This is a genomic window from Salinicola sp. MIT1003 (assembly GCF_001858555.1).
In the GTDB taxonomy this organism is placed as follows: Bacteria; Pseudomonadota; Gammaproteobacteria; order Pseudomonadales; family Halomonadaceae; genus Salinicola; species Salinicola salarius.
In genome coordinates, this window is the sequence record NZ_MCAP01000001.1 from 17972 (window position 1) to 37090 (window position 19119).

Annotated in this window: 15 protein-coding genes and 1 pseudogene; 8 read left to right on the forward strand and 8 right to left on the reverse strand. The window is 64.2% G+C overall.

The window, feature by feature from the left end; translation table 11 throughout:
- The first annotated feature begins 28 nt into the window (after window positions 1–28).
- Both BC443_RS00080 and BC443_RS00085 read left to right on the forward strand, forming a co-directional pair.
- The gene (locus BC443_RS00080) at window positions 29–1324 is read left to right on the forward strand and encodes a nitrate regulatory protein (protein WP_071229796.1); all 1296 of its coding nucleotides are present in this window, start codon (window positions 29–31) and stop codon (window positions 1322–1324) included.
- 384 nt (window positions 1325–1708) lie between these two features.
- Window positions 1709–3073, forward strand: a complete 1365-nt coding sequence (locus tag BC443_RS00085) for an MFS transporter (protein WP_071229797.1) — start codon at window positions 1709–1711, stop codon at window positions 3071–3073.
- A gap of 93 nt (window positions 3074–3166) precedes the next feature.
- Here the strand turns inward: BC443_RS00085 and BC443_RS00090 are convergent, their stop codons facing one another.
- The 5 genes from BC443_RS00090 to BC443_RS18405 all read right to left on the reverse strand — a co-directional run bounded on the left by BC443_RS00090 (window position 3167) and on the right by BC443_RS18405 (window position 8412).
- Window positions 3167–3634: a GNAT family N-acetyltransferase gene (locus tag BC443_RS00090; RefSeq protein WP_071229798.1), complete on the reverse strand. Its 468-nt coding sequence runs from the start codon at window positions 3632–3634 to the stop codon at window positions 3167–3169.
- 86 nt (window positions 3635–3720) lie between these two features.
- A complete protein-coding gene (locus BC443_RS00095; RefSeq protein ID WP_071229799.1) occupies window positions 3721–4062 on the reverse strand; it encodes a zinc ribbon domain-containing protein YjdM in 342 nt (113 codons plus the stop codon).
- Between the two features lie 61 nt (window positions 4063–4123).
- Window positions 4124–4924 (reverse strand): uroporphyrinogen-III C-methyltransferase, encoded by an 801-nt coding sequence (cobA, locus tag BC443_RS00100; protein ID WP_247643178.1) that lies wholly within the window; start codon window positions 4922–4924, stop codon window positions 4124–4126.
- Between the two features lie 85 nt (window positions 4925–5009).
- A complete protein-coding gene (locus BC443_RS00105) occupies window positions 5010–7895 on the reverse strand; it encodes a nitrate reductase (RefSeq protein ID WP_083387115.1) in 2886 nt (961 codons plus the stop codon).
- 106 nt (window positions 7896–8001) lie between these two features.
- The gene (locus BC443_RS18405) at window positions 8002–8412 is read right to left on the reverse strand and encodes a hypothetical protein (protein WP_139284215.1); all 411 of its coding nucleotides are present in this window, start codon (window positions 8410–8412) and stop codon (window positions 8002–8004) included.
- Window positions 8413–8714: 302 nt separating this feature from the next.
- Here BC443_RS18405 and BC443_RS00110 point away from each other — a divergent pair, with 302 nt between their 5' ends.
- The 3 genes and pseudogenes from BC443_RS00110 to BC443_RS18960 form a co-directional block, all read left to right on the forward strand.
- The gene (locus BC443_RS00110) at window positions 8715–9950 is read left to right on the forward strand and encodes an FAD-dependent oxidoreductase (protein WP_247643179.1); all 1236 of its coding nucleotides are present in this window, start codon (window positions 8715–8717) and stop codon (window positions 9948–9950) included.
- A complete protein-coding gene (gene nirB, locus BC443_RS00115; RefSeq protein WP_071229801.1) occupies window positions 9947–12511 on the forward strand; it encodes a nitrite reductase large subunit NirB in 2565 nt (854 codons plus the stop codon). The genes BC443_RS00110 and nirB overlap by 4 nt, the downstream gene beginning before the upstream one ends.
- Window positions 12512–12825: 314 nt before the next feature.
- Window positions 12826–13059 (forward strand): annotated as a pseudogene (locus tag BC443_RS18960) (nitrite reductase (NAD(P)H) small subunit); the annotation flags it as partial.
- A gap of 188 nt (window positions 13060–13247) precedes the next feature.
- Here BC443_RS18960 and BC443_RS00125 read toward each other — a convergent pair.
- Together BC443_RS00125 and BC443_RS00130 are read right to left on the reverse strand one after the other, a co-directional pair.
- Entirely contained in the window at window positions 13248–14069 is an 822-nt protein-coding gene (locus tag BC443_RS00125) for an ion transporter (RefSeq protein WP_071229803.1), read from the reverse strand.
- A gap of 163 nt (window positions 14070–14232) precedes the next feature.
- The gene (locus BC443_RS00130) at window positions 14233–14949 is read right to left on the reverse strand and encodes a DUF3581 family protein (RefSeq protein ID WP_071229804.1); all 717 of its coding nucleotides are present in this window, start codon (window positions 14947–14949) and stop codon (window positions 14233–14235) included.
- Window positions 14950–15076: 127 nt separating this feature from the next.
- On the opposite strand from BC443_RS00130, the gene BC443_RS00135 reads away from it, so the two are divergent.
- Both BC443_RS00135 and BC443_RS00140 read left to right on the forward strand, forming a co-directional pair.
- Window positions 15077–15589 (forward strand): YchJ family metal-binding protein, encoded by a 513-nt coding sequence (locus tag BC443_RS00135; RefSeq protein ID WP_083387116.1) that lies wholly within the window; start codon window positions 15077–15079, stop codon window positions 15587–15589.
- A 162-nt stretch (window positions 15590–15751) separates the two neighbouring features.
- Window positions 15752–17041 carry a mechanosensitive ion channel domain-containing protein gene (locus tag BC443_RS00140; protein ID WP_071229806.1) on the forward strand — a complete coding sequence of 430 codons (1290 nt, stop codon included), beginning with the start codon at window positions 15752–15754 and terminating at the stop codon, window positions 17039–17041.
- Window positions 17042–17056: 15 nt separating this feature from the next.
- Here the strand turns inward: BC443_RS00140 and BC443_RS00145 are convergent, their stop codons facing one another.
- Complete coding sequence (locus BC443_RS00145; RefSeq protein WP_071229807.1) at window positions 17057–18502, reverse strand: PLP-dependent aminotransferase family protein; 1446 nt, start codon at window positions 18500–18502, stop codon at window positions 17057–17059.
- A gap of 155 nt (window positions 18503–18657) precedes the next feature.
- On the opposite strand from BC443_RS00145, the gene BC443_RS00150 reads away from it, so the two are divergent.
- Window positions 18658–19104 carry a GNAT family N-acetyltransferase gene (locus tag BC443_RS00150; RefSeq protein WP_071229808.1) on the forward strand — a complete coding sequence of 149 codons (447 nt, stop codon included), beginning with the start codon at window positions 18658–18660 and terminating at the stop codon, window positions 19102–19104.
- The last annotated feature ends 15 nt before the right edge of the window (window positions 19105–19119 follow it).

Sequence of the window (19119 nt, forward strand, 5' to 3'; positions counted from 1 at the left end):
AACAAGTTGAGACGGGATGCGGTGACTCATGAATGCGACCGAACGGCTGCTGCGCGCAGCCAAATTATCGGAAATCGAGCAACTGTCCGGATTGGCGGAAACCGCTGCGGTGGTCGGCGATATTTGCCGTTTCGTCCACGCCCTGCAGCGGGAGCGTGGCGCCTCCACGATCTATCTCGGTTCCGCTGGCCGGCGTTTCACGCACCAGCGCCGGCAGCGCATCGTCGATAGCCAGTTGGCGGAAGCGACATTGCGCCAGCGCCTGGACGAGTGGGCTTCCTTCGACGACGCCAACCGCACGTCACGCCATCTCGCCAACGCACGCCTGCTGACCCGTATCGCGGCGGTGTGGCACGGCTTCGACTCGCTTCCGCCGATTCGCGACGACATCGAGGCGCAGCGCCTCACCGCCGACGATGCGGTGCGCCTGTTCAACCGGTTGATCAGCAACCTGTTGTCGGTCATCTTCGAGGCGGCGGATACCGCCAGCGACACCGAGATCACCCGCGTGCTGGTGTGTCTGTTTCATTTCATCCAGGGCAAGGAGCTCGCCGGACAGGAACGGGCCTGTGGCGCCTTCGGCTTCACGCTCGGCGTGTTCGACGATGCGCACCGCCAGACGTTGCAGCAGTTGATAGATGCCCAACATCGCTGCTTCGAAACCTTCGGCGAATTCGCCAGCACCGAGCTGCTCTCGCACTGGCAGCAAGAGCTCGACCAGCCGATCCATCTGGCCATCGCTCAACTGCGCGATCTGGCCATCCAGGCCACCCCGCTGCCGAACGATCTCAATGATCCCGGGGAACAGTGGTACGCCATCATGACCCAGCGGATCGATGCCATGAAAGACATCGAGGATCGCCTGGTCGAGGAGTTGCAGCGCAGCTGTCGTGACCGGATTCATCAGGCCGAGCGCGAGATAGAGAACGGCGTCGGCTTGCGCGAAGCGCTCAATGGCGAGCTCTGGGCGGCACCGGTGAACCTGCTGCTGGAAGTGCCGGACGCAGAGCCGGCCTCAAGCCTGGGAGCCTTGACGGCCAGCACCATGGAGTCACGCTTCAGCCGTTCGCTGGTCGGCCTGGTGCAGACGCAACACGCAAGATTGCAGCAGATCAGCGACGAACTCGAGAGCACGCGCAAGACGCTGCGCGATCGCAAGCAGATCGACCGCGCCAAGGGGCTTTTGATGACCCATCAGCGCCTCTCCGAGGAAGAGGCCTACCGCCTGATGCGCAAGACCGCCATGGACCAGAGCAAGCCGTTGATCGAAGTGGCCCGAAACGTGATCGACCTCGTCGACATGCTGTCTCGAGAGCGTTCCTGAGCCCTCATCGTCTTTCCACGCCACCCGCTGGTGCACGCCTCCCACATGCTGCACCGTCGGGTCGCGATCCTGCCTGCTGTCATGGCGCATTGGTGCCTGCCCGCCTTCGACTTCACACCTTATCTACTTGAATCGACGCCTTTTCGAGGATTCTGGTACGGCTTCTGCTTGGATAGAGAAGTCCGGGCCAATGGCGGCCCGACAGGAGCCTGCTCCAGCGGTTCCGAGCCAGACATTCGCTGAAGCACGGTCAAGGTCGACCGGCTGACGCAACGGACAACGGCGTCCATCGCTCTTCATGCACCGCATGACGAGAGATGGGCGCCGTTTTTTCATGCCCTCGGCACCGGCCGGTGTCGTCGCCACCATCGGAGAGTGATCTTCATGGACATCCGTCACAAAGCCAACAAGATACGTCTGTTCAGCTTTTCCACCCCTCAGATGCGAGCCTTCCATCTCTCCTGGTTCGCCTTCCACGTCTGCTTCTTCGGCTGGTTCGGCATCGCCCCGCTCATGGCCGTCGTCCGCGACGATCTCGGCCTGACCAAGACCCAGATCGGCAACACGATCATCGCTTCGGTCGCGATCACCATTCTCGTGCGCCTGGTCATCGGTCTGCTCTGTGATCGCATCGGCCCGCGCAAGGCCTACACCTGGCTGCTCTGCCTCGGGTCGCTGCCGGTGATGGCGATCGGCCTGGCGGACAGTTTCGAAACCTTTCTGCTGGCCCGCCTCGCCATCGGCGCGATCGGGGCTTCCTTCGTCATCACCCAGTATCACTCCACGATGATGTTCGCTCCCAACGTGGTCGGCACCGCCAACGCCACGACCGCCGGCTGGGGGAATCTCGGCGGCGGCACCACCCAGATCCTGATGCCGCTGGTGTTTTCCGGCGTGCTGATGCTGGGCGTCAGCGAAACGCTGGGCTGGCGGCTGGCGATGGTCGTGCCCGGTATCGTGCTGTTCCTGACCGGACTGGCCTATTACCGTTTTACCCAGGATGCACCCGATGGCAATTTCAGCGATCTGCGGGCCCGCGGCGAACTGCCGCCAGCCACCCGTGAACACGGCGCCCTGCAAAGCTTCGCCGCCGCCGCCAAGGATATCCGCGTATGGGCGCTGTTCGTGGTCTACGCGGCCTGCTTCGGCGTCGAACTCACGATCAACAACATCGCTGCCATCTACTTCTTCGATACGTTCTCGCTCGACCTCGCCACGGCCGGGCTGATCGCTGGGCTGTTCGGGATGATGAACCTGTTCGCGCGCACCCTGGGCGGCATCTTCTCCGACCTGTTCGCCCGCAACGGCGGGCTCAAGGGACGGGTACGCTGGCTGTTCATCGCGCTACTGTGCGAGGGCATCGCGCTGACCGGCTTCGCCCAGATGCAGACCCTGGCCGTGGCGATCGGCATCATGCTGGTGTTCAGCCTGTTCGTGCAGATGGCGGAAGGTGCCACCTTCGGCGTCGTGCCGTTCATCAACAGGAAGGCGCTGGGTGCCGTCGCGGGGATCGTCGGTGCCGGTGGCAACGCGGGCGCCGTGGCAGCCGGTTTCCTGTTCCGCTCGGAATCCCTTTCCTATCAACAGGGTCTTTTCTATCTGGGGCTGACGGTCATCGCCGCCTCGCTGTTCGCCCTGGCGGTGCGCTTTTCTCCGGCGACGGAGGCCGAGGAGCACCAGGCCTATCATCAGGCCGACGGCAAGCGCAGCGTCGAGCGCGATGTCGAGCGGGAGGCCGTTGCCGGCTGAGCGACACCCCTTTTCGATGACGCTTTGTCATCACGCCCTTCTCCATCGCGTGTCCATGCGATCTTCGCCGCTGCCTTCGGGTAGCGGCTCTTTTCAGAGATTTCGGTGCATCAGCGTGACGCGCTCGCCACGATAGGTCAGAGATTCGGAGGGCACCCAACCCAGCCGCGCGTAGAGCGCCATCTGGTCCGGTGTATAGAGATGAAGTCGTCGCCAACCCGCTGCCCGGGCCTCCGCTTCCACCGTCGCCACCAATGCCGAGGCGATACCGCGGCCGCGCCAGGCCGGCAGGACGAAAACGGAGGCGAGCCAAGGCCCCATGGCGGGCCGAATGCTCATGTCGCTGACTGTCAGGCTCGCGGTAGCTATCGGCTTTCCGGCGCTCATGGCCACGAATATCGAAGGCACGCCTTTGGCACCGCAGTCGTTGCGGGTTTCGTTCCGCCACTCCTCGAACGTCGTGCGCGGGTGAAGTCCGCCCCAGGCGTCGAAGGTCCAACGCGACACCGTTTCGATGCCGAGCGTGTCATCGCGATTCAACCGCGCGATCTTCCAAGCCATTGTGGTCCCCCGCCTGTGATGACGAATCCCGAGCCGGTCGACGGCGAAAAGAAGCCCGATGGATCCACCGAAGGCCTGACGTCGGTTCAGGCCTTCTTGACGAACTCGGATTTCAGCTTCATGGCGCCGACACCATCGACCTTGCAATCGATATCGTGATCGCCATCGACCAGGCGGATATTCTTGACCTTGGTCCCTACCTTGACGACCTGCGACGACCCCTTGATCTTCAGGTCCTTGATCACGGTGACGCTGTCACCATCGGCCAGCGGCGTGCCATGGGCGTCGGTCACGACGCTTGCATGCCCTTCGTCGGCCGCCGCTTCGGCTTCGGACCACTCATGGCCGCATTCGGGGCAGACGACAAGCTGGCTGTCAGCGTAGGTGTATTCGGACCCGCACTGCGGGCAAGGCGGTAACTGGCTCACGCGTAGACTCCTGGCGTTCGGAAAGCCGCGAAGTCTACGCCGCCCGCCTCGAACTGCCCAGTCAAACCGGGCGTTCGAGGCTCAAGAGCCGGTCAGCGGTAGAAGGGATCATCTCGACGACGCTGCCGACCACGATCAGGCACGGCGACGGCATCGGGTTGGCGGCAAGCGTTCGCGGCATGTCCGCCAACGTGCCCACCAGCGTCTGCTGCTGCGGCAGCGAGGCGTTGGCGATCAGCATGATGGGCCAGTCGGACGGCAGCCCGGCGCCGATCAACCCTTCGCAGATGGTCTCGACACGACTCAACCCCATGTAGAAGACCAGTGTCTCGTCACGCCGAGCCAGCGCGTGCCAGTCGAGGGAGACATCGTCCCGGCACGCCTGCGCGGTAATGAAGCGAACCTGCTGGGCGTGAGCGCGGTCGGTCAGCGGCAGCCCCATGACAGCAACGGCGCCGGACGCGGCGGTAATCCCGGGCACGATGTCGGGGGTGATGCCGGCCTCGGCCAGCGCTGCCAGCTCCTCGCCCATGCGCCCGAAGATTCCGGGATCGCCACCTTTCAGACGCACCACCCGCTTTCCTTCGGCGGCGAGCCGCACCAATAGCGTGCCGATCTCCGCCTGGGGCACGCTGTGGTTGCCACGCGCCTTGCCGACGTAGTAGCGCTCGCAGCCCCGGGGCAGCAAGGCCAGAATGTCGGGGCCGACGAGCCGATCATAGACCACGGCGTGTGCGGCCTCGATTCGTCGCAGGGCTCGCACGGTCAGCAGATCCGCGGCGCCGGGCCCGGCGCCGACCAGCGAGACCCGGCCGGCATCGTCAGCCGAGTCGACGACGTTTCTCGTCGATCTCGTGGTCACGACTCGGTTTCGAGCCGCCTGATAGAGCCGAGCCATCCAGCCGGCCGTCTCCAGCCTCTTCCCGCGCGTATTGCCTTGAGTTGCATCATAGGCTGGCATCGGCCATCTCCTCTTGTGTCTCTTCTTCGAGCAGGGCTTTCAGCTCGGGTTGGCAGGAACCGCATTGGGTACCGCAGGCGAGGCGTGCACCCAGCGCCTCGACGCTGGTATCGCCGGCGCGGATGGCGGCAATGATCGAATTCTGGCCGACCTGATGACAGCTGCAGACGATCGGGCCGTCGCTGCGCGCGCCGCTGGCACAGCCGGCCAGGATGCGACGCCGCGTCTCTCGATCGAGCAACTGGTCGCCTTCGCTGGCGAAGCAGTCGTCCAGCCAGCGCAACGACGGCAGCCCCTCCGGTGGCCCGACCATCAACCACCAGCGCAGCCGGCCGTTATCGATACCGCTGGCGCGCAGCCGTCCGCGCGCTTTGTCGTGACTCCACTGCGAGACCGGCCCGGGCAGATGGGATTCGGCCCATGCCAGCCAGTCGCGTCCAGCGGCATCCGGTTGACCGCCAAGCTGCCAGCGCACGGAATGAGCGAGAGGAATCCGAGCCCAGTAGGCGCAGTCTTCGCGCCCACTCTCGATAGCAGGCGCGATCTCGGCCGCGATGTCGGCGGCGACGATCAATGTCGCTTCCCAGGAGATCGGCAGCGGACGAAGGCTGACTGCAGCCTGCTTCGATTCAGGCTGCCCGGAGATCGGATCGACGACCGCCGCCACCAGGCCATTGACCTTGGCCTGGCCGCTGAAGGCGTCGTTCCAGTGCATCGGCGCGAACAGCTCTCCCGGCCGCTGGGACTTGGCGATTCTGGCCCGGCCGCGATAGAGACCATCGCCCCCCGTCAGCTCGACCAGTTGCTGGTCGGCGACGCCGAGGCGTTCGGCATCCAGCGGGTGAATGTCGACGAAGGGCTCGCCGCGATGGTTCATCAGGCGGGAGGCCCGCGCCGTCCGCGTCATGGTATGCCACTGATCCCGTACCCGACCGGTGTTCAGGCGCAGCGGCCTTTCCCGGGTTAGTTCCTGGCGTACCGCCTGCGGACGAACCGGCAACAGCCGGGCACGGCCATCGGGCGTCGCGAAGCGGCCGTTCTCGAATAGCCGCGGCGTGCCCGCGGGGGCCGCGGCGGTCACCGGCCATTGAACCGGTGCCAGGCCGTCGTAGCCGGCACGGTCCAGCCCCGCCAGCCCCGAAATGTCGAACGGCCGCCAGGTGGCGCCGTCGCTTTCGCTACCCTCGCCTTCGACCGCGTTCTCGAAACCGGAGAGCCGGGCATGTTCGTCGAAGATCTCGAAAGGATCGACATAGGGAAATGCCTCGGCGAAGCCGAGACGTGCGGCGACCTGGGTCATGATCCACCAGTCGTGACGCGCCTCTCCAGGCGGCGGCAGCAACCCGCGCTGGCGGGAAATGCAGCGCTCGGAATTGGTGACGGTGCCATCCTTTTCCGACCAGCCAGTGGCCGGCAGCACGATGTCCGCGACCTCCAGAATCTCGGCATTCGCCATGCAGTCGGAAACGATCACCAGCGGGCACGCCGCCAGAATGCGCTTGATGCGATTGGCTTCGGGCAGGCTGACCACCGGATTCGTCGCCATGATCCAGACCGCCCGGATCTCCCCTCGCTCGATGGCGTCGAACAGCTCGGTGGCCTTGAAACCCGGCGCACCGGGCAAGGTCGGCGTCAGCGTCTCGGTGCGCCAGAACCGGGTGACCCGATCGATGGCTCCCGGCGTGTGGTAGTCCATGTGCGCCGCGAGCTGGTTGGCCAGACCTCCGACCTCGCGCCCGCCCATGGCATTGGGCTGGCCGGTGATCGAAAACGGCCCTGCGCCCGGCAGCCCGATCTTGCCGCCCGCCAGGTGGCAGTTGATGATCGCCTGGCACTTGTCGGTGCCGCTGCTCGACTGGTTGATGCCCTGGGAATAGAGCGTCACCACGTGCAGTTGCGTGGCGAACCAGTAGAAGAAGGTCTCCAGCCGCTCGGCGTCGACATCGCAGTCGCGAGCGACCGCCTCGATGCCGACATCGTCTTCGCAGGCAGCCTGCATCGTCTCTTCGAAGCCTCGGGTATGGCGTTCGAGATAGATCCGGTCGACCCGGCCAGCGGCGTGCATCCAGGCCAGCAGTCCGTTGAACAGCCGGGCATCGCTGCCGGGCGCAATACCGAGATAGAGGTCGGCGATTTCGCAGCTGTCCGTCACCCGGGGGTCGATCACCACGATGCGCATCAGCGGGTTGCGCTGCTTGGCGGCCTTCAGCCGCTGATAGATCACCGGATGATTCCAGGCCAGGTTGGAGCCGACCAGCACGACCAGTTCCGCGCACTCCAGATCCTCATAACAGCAAGGCACTGCGTCGGCGCCGAAAGATCGCTTGTAGGCGGCCACCGCCGAGGCCATGCACAGCCGCGAATTGGTATCGACATGAGGCGTCCCCAGGAAGCCCTTGAACAGCTTGTTGGCGACGTAATAATCCTCGGTCAGCAGCTGTCCGGAGAGATAGGCCGCCACCGACTCCCGGCCATGCTCGCGCTGCGTCGATGCCAGCCGCGACGCGACGCACTGCAGCGCCTCTTCCCAGCCCACCGCTTCGCCATCGACGACGGGATGCGACAGGCGCCCCCGCTCGCCCATCGTCTCGTGCAACGCACTGCCCTTGACGCAGAGACGCCCCTGGTTGGCCGGGTGCGCGGGGTCCCCGGCGACATCGACCAGCGCACCGTCCTCGATCGTCGCGACAACGCCACAACCGACGCCGCAATACGGGCAGGTCGTGGTGCCCTTGTATGGCGGGCAGGTCGTGGTGCTATCTGGAGAGGATCTGGTGGCGGTGCGCTCGAAAGAGGAGCCGGTGCCGCCGAACGACTCGCGGGGCGTCGTCCGCCGAGGCTGTGGATCGGTCGTGCTGTACGGATTGGGCATGAACGCCTCCCTGAAACGCAAAGAGGCCTGACTTCACGCTGAACGTGAGGTCAGGCCTCTTTGCCTGCTGCCGCGTGATCCTGCCGGTATCCGCGGTGCGTTGTGATCATTGCCGGTGTTGCGTGCCGGAGCGTTGCTCGTTGCCGGCGTTGGCAACTGGCACGCCTGGATAAAGGATCAGAGCAATAAGCAGGCCACCGGCCGCTTTTTCCTTTTTCGACAACCTTCTGCAGCCGCGTCCACCCCGCGCCTGGCAGTCGAGAGACCCGGTCTCGGGGCGTTCATGCCAACCTTTGGTGCGAAAGCGCGCAACGCTGCACCGGCGTTGCGCAAGCCAGCGCCCATCCGCCCTCTTCCTGCCCGCTTTCGTCAGCGCTCCTTGCCACCAACCCACTGAATCGATTTGAAGATCGGTGAGCTGGCATGGCCTTCGCTTGAGTTCCACCATCGGCGACCAATGGCGGTCGCGATCGCCAGGCCGGCGCTGCATCGAGGCAGCGTCGCGCCAGATAGCCATGGCACGCCCCGGTAGGCTGACGATGCCGCTTCATTCGTCGGCTCTCGGGCGTCGCATCGATATTCAGGCACATCGATATTCAGGCAAAGGCGCCTGATGCCGCGGAGTTCAATACTCCGTGTCATCAGGCGCCTTTTTGCGTTGCGTCGCCGTTTTCCAGGCATCTCTTCCGAACTCGGAAAACGGCTGCGCTTGAAAACGTCGCTTGACGGGGGATCAACATGAGCAGGACCGCCCTTTCTTCATTCAAAGCACCAGCCGATGCTCCATCCAGAACCCCAGCCGATGCCGGGGAACACCTGGTGATCATCGGCAATGGCATGGCCGGACACCGGCTGCTGCAGGCGCTACAGGACCGCCCGACCCGGCCGACTCGCATCACCATGATCGGCGCGGAGGCTTCTCCGGCCTACAACCGGATCCTGCTGTCGCCGTGGCTGGCCGGCGAGATCGAACGCGACTCCCTCGACACCCGGCTGAGCGACGAGATGTCCGCCAGCGTCGAGTGGCGGCTGGGCGAGCGCGTGGTGACGATCGACCGTACCCATCGACTTGTCCATACCGACCTCGGCGACCCGGTTCACTACGACCGTCTCGTCATTGCCACCGGTTCACGCCCCACGCTGCCCGCCATTCCTGGCATCGAGCTGGGTAACGTCGGCGGCTTTCGCAATCTCGACGATGTCGACTGGCTGATCGCCCGATCGCCGGGCAGCCGGGCGGTGGTCGTCGGTGGCGGGCTGCTGGGGCTGGAAGCGGCGGAAGGCCTGCGCAAGCGCGGCCTGGCGGTCACGCTTTTGCAGCGCGGCGATCGGCTGATGAACCGCCAGCTCGATGTCACCGCCGCCACCTGGTTGCGTGACACGCTCGAACGGCGCGGACTGACGATAGAGACCCATGCGAGCCTGGCCGGCTGTGACGCCGACGCCCAGGGCAACGTCCAGGCCGTGCGGCTGACCGACGGCCGCCGACTGGCCACCGACTGTGTGGTGATTGCCGCCGGCATCACGCCCAACGCCGAGCTCGGCCGCCTGGCCCGTCTCGATGTCGGCGCCGGCATCTGCGTCGATGCCACCTTGACCACCCGCGACCCTCGCATTCATGCCATCGGTGAATGCTGCGAATTCGATGGCACCACGGTGGGCCTGGTCGAGCCGATCTGGCAGCAGGTCGAGACCCTGGCGGATCTCCTCGGCGGCCAGACGCCGGCACCCTATATCGGCAGCGCCTGCGCCACGCGGCTGAAAGTCGCCGGCATCTCTCTCTACGCGTTCGGCCCCGTCGAGGCGGAACCCGACGACGACACCCTGACCTACGCCGACCCGGAAGGCGGCGACTATCGCCGCCTGCTGCTTCGCAACGACCGGCTGATCGGCGCCGTGCTCTATGGCGATACCGGCGATGGTCCGACGCTGTTTCAACTGTCCAGAGCCGGTGCGGATCTCGGCCACCATCGCGATCTGCTGCTGTTCGGCGCGAGCGATGTCGCGCAACGCCTGACCGAAGACACTCAACACTCACTGGAGGAAGCGGCATGACCTTCGAAGCCGACACCCCGACCCCGTCCCGCAAGCCTCGCCTGATCATGATCGGCAATGGCATGGTCGGCCACTACTGCCTGGAGCAGCTGGTCGAACGCCAGGCGCATCAGCACTACACCATCACCGTCTTCGGCGAGGAACGCCACCGCGCCTACGATCGCGTGCACCTGTCCGACTATTTCACCGGTAGCGATGCCGATGCCCTGGCCCTGGGCGAAGCGGACTTCTGCGCCAGACATGGCATCGACCTTCGCCTGGGAGAAACCGTCAGCGCCATCGACCGTGAAGCCCGCCTCGTCGTCACCGAACGTGACAGCCACGCTTACGATCAGTTGATTCTGGCGACCGGCTCCTACCCCTTCGTGCCGCCGATTCCGGGTAACGACCGCCCCAACTGCTTCGTCTACCGTACTCTGGACGATCTCGATGCGATCCGCGCCGCGGCCGAAACGGCTTCCAGTGGCGTGGTCGTCGGTGGCGGCCTGCTGGGGCTGGAGGCCGCCAACGCCCTGCGCGGCCTGAATCTCGATACCGCCGTGGTGGAATTCGCGCCGCGCCTGATGCCCATGCAGGTCGACACCGAAGGCGGCGATCTGCTGCGCGAAAAGATCGAGCAGCTGGGGGTTCAGGTGCTGACGGGCCGGGCCACCCAGCGTATCGAGGACGGCCTGGACCGCCATCACCGCATGGTCTTCCAGGATGAGAAAGTGTGGGAAACCGACCTGATCGTGTTCTCCGCCGGCATCCGCCCCCAGGATCGGCTGGCTCGGGATTGCGGGCTGGAGGTCGGCGAGCGCGGCGGCGTCGTGGTGGACGACAACTGCCGGACCAGCGATCCTGACATTCTGGCCATCGGCGAAGTGGCGCTATGGCAGGACAGCATCTTCGGCCTGGTGGGCCCCGGCTACCAGATGGCCAAGGCCGCCGTCGACACCCTGATCGGGGGCGAACTCACCTTCCAGGGTGCCGACATGAGCACCAAGCTGAAGCTGCTCGGCGTCGATGTCGGGTCGATCGGCGATGCACATGGCGACCGCACCCCCGGGGCGCGCATGTACCGCTATCTGGACCAGATCAAGCAGGAATACCGCAAGCTGGTGGTCTCCAGTGACGGCAAGAAGCTGGTCGGTGCCATGCTGGTCGGCGACAACAGCTACTACGATACCCTGTTGCAGTACTACAGCAACGGCCTGGAGCTCCCCAAGGACCCGGCCGCGCTGATCCTCCCCAGCACCGAAGGCGCGCCCACGCTGGGTGCCGATGCCCTGCCCGAGACGGCGACCATCTGCTCGTGTCACAACGTTTCCAAAGGGGCGGTCTGTCAGGCGGTCGAGGCCGGCTGCACGGATCTCGGCACGCTCAAGGCCGATACCAAGGCCAGCACCGGTTGCGGCGGCTGCACGGCACTGCTCAAGCAGGTGTTCGAACACGAGCTGGAAAGCCGTGGCGTCGAAGTCGACCGCAGCCTGTGCGAGCACTTCGCCTACACCCGCCAGGAGCTCTACGGCCTCATCCGGGTCGAAGGCATCCAAAGCTTCGAGGCGCTCCACGCGCGTCATGGCAAAGGCCGGATGGGCTGCGACATCTGCAAGCCGGCCGTCGCCTCGATTCTCGCCTCGTGCTGGAACTCGCCGATCACGAACCCCTCGCTGGTGCCGCTGCAGGACACCAACGATACCTTCATGGCCAACATGCAGAAGAACGGCACCTATTCGGTGGTTCCGCGCATTCCCGGCGGCGAGATCACCCCGGACAAGCTGATCGCCATCGGCGCGGTAGCCAAGAAGTACGATCTCTACACCAAGATTACCGGCGGCCAGCGTATCGATCTGTTCGGCGCCCAGTTGCATGAATTGCCGGACATCTGGAGCGAGCTGATCGCCGCCGGCTTCGAGACCGGCCACGCCTACGGCAAATCCACCCGCACGGTGAAATCCTGCGTCGGCAACACCTGGTGCCGCTACGGCGTCCAGGACAGCGTCGCCATGGCACTGACCATCGAGAATCGCTACAAGGGCCTGCGTTCGCCGCACAAGCTGAAGTTCGCCGTCTCCGGTTGCACGCGGGAATGTGCCGAAGCCCAGAGCAAGGACGTCGGCGTGATCGCCACCGAGCACGGCTGGAATCTCTATGTCTGCGGCAATGGCGGCATGCGCCCGCGCCATGCGGAGCTGTTCGCCACCGATCTCGACGACACCGAGCTGCTGCGCATCATCGACCGGCTGCTGATGTTCTACATCCGCACCGCCGATCGCCTGCAGCGCACCTCGGTATGGCGCGAGAACCTGGAAGGCGGACTCGACTATCTCAAGGCGGTGATTCTCGAGGATAGCCTGGGGCTGGGTGACGAGCTCGAAGCCCAGATGCAGCACGTGGTCGATCAGTACGAGTGCGAATGGGCCGGGGCGCTGAAGGATCCGGAAAAGCTCAAGCGCTTCCGCACTTTCGTCAACGACAAGCGCAGCGATCCCGACATCATCGCCGTCAGCGAGCGCGACCAGCCGAGACCTGCGCGCCCCGAAGAGATTGCCGCACTGGCGGTGGAGGTAACGTCATGAGCGAACTCATCCTGGAAACCGAGGCAGCACGGTCTGCCTCCTCTTCACGCCCCGTTCGCCTGTGCAGCCGGGCGGACCTGGTTGCCGGCTCCGGCATCGTCGCCTGGCATGAAGGGCATCAGATAGCGCTTTTCTATTTACCTTGTCGGCCCGGAGCCGCTGACGGGCTACCTGGTCGGCCCGGAGCCGCCGGTGAGTCGTTCAACCGGCCCAAAGCCGCCGGTGAGTCGTTCAACCGGCCCAAAGCCGCCGGTGAGTCGTTCAACCGGCCCGAAGCCGCCGGTAAGTCGTTCAACCGGCCCAAAGCCGCCGGTGAGCTTTACGCGGTAGACAACCACGACCCGTTTTCCGGTGCCAACGTGATCGGCCGCGGCATCATTGGCGATCTCAAGGGCGAGCTGGTGGTCGCCTCGCCTATCTACAAACAGCATTTTCGGCTGACGGATGGCCAGTGTCTCGAGGATGCCACGCGGCGCTTGCGTACCTGGTCCGTCGGGTGGGACGGCGACGACGTGGTGCTTCACATCCCCGTGGGGGCGGATTCGTGATGACGTAACTGGAAAACAATGCGCGAAATCAGGACAAAAAAAGCCCGCGCAAGAGGGGGGATGCGCGGGCGAGGCGGGGTGTTACTAGGAGACGCGACTCGAACGACTGCTAATCGAAGTATCTACATTCGATGGAAATTATATTAGCACCCTTATATTTCCCTGGCAATGCAATATCGTCATCGCGCTCATCGTTTCGCTTTATCGTCCTCTCGGTCACGATCCTCGTGCTCGCGCGTCTGGCGTTCGGCCAACTCCCGACGATGATCGCGCAGCTCCTGGCGCAGCGATTCGATCTCGACCTGAAGCTCGCTCACCTGCTCGATCATATGGCGCATCATGCGCCGGTTCGCCTTGTGCTGGCGGGATTCCGACTCTTCCTGATCTTCGACGAAAAGCGAGCTCACGTAAGCCGCGAAACTACCGAACAGCCCGACCCCGCAGACCATCAGCAACACGGCGACGATGCGCCCCAGCGTCGTGATCGGATAGTAATCCCCGTAACCGACCGTGGTGACGGTCACGATCGCCCACCACAATGCTTCTTCCGCCGTATTGATAGGGCTGTCCGGGTTGGGCGTTTCCACCATCAATACCGTCATCGCACCGAAGAACACCAGCAGCACGGTCGCTGTCGCCGCCGACGCCAACACGCCTTCGGCCCGGTTGCGAAACAGCAGTTGCCAGATCAACTCCAGCGACCGCAGCGCCCGGATCACGCGAATGACCTGAACGACACGGGCCAGGCGCGCAGCCTGGAACCATCCGGCAGGAATGCACGCCAACAGATCCAGCCACCCCCAGCGCATGTAGTGCCATTTATTGGGCGCGCGGTAGAACCGCTGGCAGAAATCGATGAAGAAGAAAAAGCAGACGATGTAGTCCAGATAGCCGAATAACTGGAGGATATCGGTAGGCAGATCGAGGAAAAGCTCGGCCAGCATGGCTCCCAGCACGTAGAACGAGAGCGCCAGGATAAAAAACTGAAAAGGGGTGACATGTTCCTTCATGGCAAGTCCCGTTCACCTGTACGCCCCGATCCCGTCAGCCCTTTGGCCGCGACAGGATGAACGGCATTATCCGCAAATGGGCCGATGCGACGCGAATCGCCCGCTCAACGCCCGCCGAGTAATACACGACCCCGAAGCATCAGCGCACACGAGTCGCGTGCGATCAGGCCGAACAGGGATTAGCCAGTTTCAGCTGGGTGAAATTGGTCACGAACGTATCCATCTTTTCCGCGTCGTAGTCCTGGAGACCACTGATGACCAGTTTCTTGGAGCCGATGCCCACGTCACGGCCATGGCAGCTCATGCGGAATTCGAGATGAGCCTCTCCACGCTTGCCCTTGACGTCCAGATTGGCGCCCGCGAAGTCCAGATCCAGATCACAGGGGTCGTGATCCTCGAGCGTGAACCCCATGCTGTCGTAGATCACCAGCGGGCGCTGGGGATTAAACATGACGCCCTTCTCTTCGAGCAGGGGCTTGAGGTAATGCGGAAAGTTGCGGCCCGAGAAGGCCACATAGCGACGGGTAAACGTCTCGATAGTGCCCGGGTCATGGATCGTCCAGCCGCTGCGCTTGACGTTCAGATACTGTTTGCCGCTCTGGTCGACGACGCTGACGGTGCCGGTCTCTTCCTCTTCGACGAAGCTCAACGAGACGCTGTCCCCCACCATTCCACAGAAGTGGAACGTCATGTGCTGAGACAGCCCGTAACGGGACAGCACCAGCGCGAACAGCAGGTCGCCCGGCACGCAGAAACGCCGCGCACAGGGATCATGGATCGGGTTGTAATCTCCCGCGATCTGACGCGCAAACTGACTGGCCTGCTCTGCAGTGATACAGATACGGTCCGCGTCGGTAGAATGGAACTCGTCGAGAAACATAAGTGGTCGACCCACGTATCGAATGACTTGGCGTTGGGATTCCAGGCGCCGCACTTTTACCACATGTTAGGGCAAATCGCAGCGCACCATTAACATTTAGAGACAAACGATAGCGTAGTTTACCCAAATGAATGTTCCAACCACAGCCTCCGAAGACATCGAGACTCGACCGTGCCCCTGCGGAAACGGCCTGCCCTACCGCCGCTGCTGCGGGATCTATCATCGCGGGGAAGCGCCCGCGCCAACAGCGGAAGCGCTCATGCGCTCACGCTACACCGCCTTTGCGCTGGGCGGGCTCGGCGACTATCTCGTCAGGACCTGGGAGGCCGATGCCATCGACCCGGCCCTGACGGCGGAGCAACTGGACCGCCAGGAACAACAATGGCTGCGGCTCGAGATTCTCGATGCCCACGAGAACGGCGCCAAGGCAACGGTCGAGTTCAAGGCACACTGCCGCCCGTTCGGTGCAGGGCCAGCGGCAACGCCGCAAGTGCTTCACGAGCGTTCGCGCTTTCGCCGACGCCAGGGCTTATGGCGTTACATCGACGGCATCATCGACCCGCCTCCCGCCGCCGCTTCGCGTAACGCGTCCTGCCCCTGCGGCAGCGGCAAGAAGGCCAAGCGCTGCTGCCTGCGCTGAACCGATCGCAATCACGCCGAATCGAGTCACCTTGTGGAATATGCCCCTTCGTCCCGCTACGCTTTTAGCGAATCGACGCGCCGGATACTCATCGACACACTAGGCTCGATCTCTGTTGCAGCGTCGAAACGCTTCGATTTCCGGACATGAAAAAGCAGGTGCATGAATATTTCCGATAGCGCCACGAATCTTATCTCCCGCTTCCAGACCGAACTCGGCCAGTGGCTCCATATCCCGGGTTGGATCGTGCTGCCTGCGCTGATACTGCTGATCGCGGTCATCGTCGACATCGCCCTGCACTTCGTTCTCAACCGGATGGAGCGACGCCTGCGCAATTCGCCGCGGCGCTGGGACGACCCCATCCTTCACGGACTGCGTCTTCCCTTGCGCTGGTGGGTCTGGGTCACCGCGCTGATGGTCGGTCTCGGCGTGATCGGCAACCATTTCGAGATCGAGCGGCTGAACATCGTACTGTCCCGGGTCGGGGCATTGATTACGCTGTTTCTGGTCGCCTGGGGCGGCATCCGGCTTTTCCGACGGCTGGAACAGCGCCTGGTCTTTCCGCCGGGCAACTGCCATGCCAAGCCGGTCGATCCCACCTCGGCATCAGCCCTGACCAAGATCGTCGGCGCCATCCTGATCGTCACGCTGATATTGATCGGACTACAGATCCTGGGCGTATCGATGTCGAGCATTCTGGCCATGGGCGGCTTCGGTGGCCTGGTCATCGGCTTCGCCGCGCGGGATGTCATTGCCAATTTTTTCGGTGGCATGGTGGTCCATCTGGACAAGCCTTTCGTGGTCGGCGACTGGATCCGCTCGCCCGAACGCCAGATCGAAGGCATCGTCGAGGATATCGGCTGGCGCCTCACCACCGTCCGAACCTTCGCCGGGCCGCCGCTCTACGTGCCCAACGCCTGGTTCAGCCAGATTTCCGTGGAGACACCTACCCGGATGGTCAGCCGTCGCCTGTGGGAAACCGTCAGCCTCCGCTACCAGGACATCGGCGCCGTCGAGAACGTCGCCCGGGATATTCGCAACCTGCTGCTGGAGCACGAGGAGATCAATCAGGACGAACTGATCACGGTCAACTTCTCCACCTACGGCCAGTACTCGCTGGATATCATCGTCTACGCCTTCACCCACGAGACGGATTGGCAGCGTTTCCATGAGATCAAGCAGGACATCCTGTTGAAGATCCGTGACATCATCGACTCCCACGGCGCGGAGCTGGCCATTCCGGCATCCCGGGTCTATTTCCCCGAGGGCATTCGCCACCAGGAACCAGAACGCGACCGCCCTGATGACGAGGAACGAGACGCCACGTCACGCAGCGACCGCGACACTGCCTCGTCGCGGACCGAGCGCCGTTCGTCCGATGACCAACGCCGCCCTTCGAATCCGGGTCCCCGTCAGACGGAAGACCCGCAGGACGACGACGGCGACGCCTGAATCGGCCGCCCGCGCTCATCGCCCGTGGCGAATGTGCAACTGGCACCAGCTATCGCTCAGCCAGCGTCCTGCCGACGCGATCTCGGTTTCGGTGGCGCCGGCGTAGCCCAGCACCAGACCTGGCCGGCCGGGCGGCTGCAGGAAATAGCGCGATAGCGGCGACAGCAGAATCCCGGCCTCCCGCCCCCGCGAGACCATCTCGGTCTCCAGCTCGAAACTGTCCAGCTCGGCAACCAGATGCATCCCAGCCTGCCCCGCCGAGAGCACCAGCCCGCGCGCGACCGCCGGGGCCAGTGCTCGTCGCAACTGCGCCTGACGCTGGCGATAGAGCCCACGCATTTTCGCGACGTGCCTCACGAAATGCCCCTCGGCAATGAACGTTGCCACCGCGGCCTGCGCCACGTACTGCCCTTCCCGGTGAAGCCGGGCATTGGCTCGCTTGAAGGCATCGACCAGCGCTTCCGGCAGCACCAGATAGCCGAGCCGCAATCCCGGGTAGAGCACCTTGCTGAAGGTGCCGACGTAGATGACCGGGGCATCGTCGACGAGCCCCTGCAGCGACGCGATCGGCGCGCTGGCGTAGCGAAACTCGCTGTCGTAATCGTCCTCGATGATCCAGGCACCATGACGCCGAGCCGCATCCAGCAGCGCCATCCGGCGCGGCAAGGTCATCGTCACGCCACTGGGATATTGGTGCGAGGGCGTGACATAGATCAGCCGCGGCGGTGGCGTCACCCGCGGCACGCGCTCCACGTTCGCCCCTTCCTCGTCGACGGCCAGCGGCACGGTATCCAGACCGGCCGCCACGAAGCAGGACTGCGCCCCGCCGTAGCCCGGCTCTTCCACCCACACGGCCTCACCGGCATCGGCCAGCAACCGGGCGATCAGCTCGAAGCCCTGCTGGGCGCCCTGGGTGATCAGGATCTGTCCGGGCCGGCAACGCACCGAACGCGATAACTGCAGATAGTCGCAAAGCGCTTCTCGCAATGCCGGGACACCGCCCTGATGCTGGTAGTCGTGCCATTCGAGCGGCGCCCGCTGGCGATGGCGGCGCAACAACCGCTGCCAGCGTTCACGGGGGAACCGGTCCAGTGCGGGCACGCCCGGCGCGAAGGCCGTATAGCGATCGCTCAGCACACCGCTGAAATCGAGAATGCGCCGGCCCCGAGCGGAAAGCGACGGCGCCGCAATACCGGATGCCGATACCGCCGACGTCAGGGCTTCCGGTCGCCACTCGGCGACGAAGACACCCGCGCCTCGGCGAGTCTCCACGAATCCTTCGGCGGCGAGCCGGTCGATGGCGCCCAGCACGGTATTACGACCCAGCCCGAGCTCGTGAGCCAGCTGACGCGAGGAAGGTAGCGCCGTGCCGGCACCAAGCTTGCCCTCCTGAATCCAGTCTCTTAGCGACTGATAGAGCCGCTGGGTCAAGGTCGCCGCTGATGGCAACGCGAGTTGCATGGTCAGCGCTTCGACGATCCATAGCCGGTGGTCCCGAGATGGCGGCACTGGTTCCCTCACTATTGCCTCAACTGGCCCTTATCGAAGAACCAGCATGAGACCAAACTGGCCTCACGTCACGCTCGTCACCCCGTTCGCTCGCCAGGGAGCCCGCCATGCCTACCATTCGTGCCGCCACCCCCGAGGACATCGACAGCCTCGTTGTACTGATCGATGGCTACCGCCAGTTCTATCGACAACCCAGCGCCCTGGAAGGCGCTCGGCATTTCCTGGCCCGACGCTTCGAACGGGACGATGCGCATCTGCTGATCGCGCTGGATGAGAGCGACGCGGCGATCGGCTTCGCCCAGCTGTTTCCGGTCCCCGCCACGACCGAGCTCGCCATGCGCTGGATTCTCAATGATCTCTTCGTCTCCCCCCAAGCCCGTCGTCAGGGTATCGGCAGCGAGCTGCTAAAGGCTGCCAGACAACTCGCACAGGATCACGGCGTTCCCAAGCTGATGCTGCGCGCCCAAGTCGACAACGTTACCGCCCAGTCCCGCTACCGCGCGCTCGGTTGGCAGCGAGACGAGTCGTTTTATACCTATTTCCTGACCCTCTGACTTGGAGATTGCTAC